General features: G+C 44.7%; 1 protein-coding gene. It reads left to right on the plus strand.

The window, feature by feature from the left end:
* Positions 1–332 (plus strand): VOC family protein (locus ERX40_RS11110; protein ID WP_133418554.1); only part of this gene is annotated, 332 nt, incomplete at its 5' end.
* Positions 333–407 lie beyond the last annotated feature (75 nt).

Here is a 407-nt window from a genome sequence, read left to right on the forward strand (position 1 = left end):
GAAACAGTAGTATCATCACAATGAACAAATATGGAGAGGAAGGACCAGGCGCGCCAGGAACAGTGAACCATAGTATCTTTACATTGAATAATCAGCAGTTTATGGCGATAGATAATGCAGACGCGACAGCTATCCCTTTTACGCCTGCCATGTCGTTTGCCATCAACTGTGACAGCGAGGAAGAGATTGATTATCTCTATGCACGGTTATCGACAAACGGCAGAGTGATGATGGAACTTGCGCCGCTTGAACCTATCGCACGTAAATTCGCTTGGGTGGAAGACCGATTCGGCATTAGCTGGCAATTGAACCTACCGTCATTTGGTGAGTGATATGATCAGAAAATTTACTCCGGCTGATATTGATGCCATTCAACACATGAATAAAGCTGAAGGCTGGGATAACTT

This window comes from Macrococcus carouselicus, assembly GCF_004359515.1.
GTDB lineage: Bacteria > Bacillota > Bacilli > Staphylococcales > Staphylococcaceae > Macrococcus > Macrococcus carouselicus.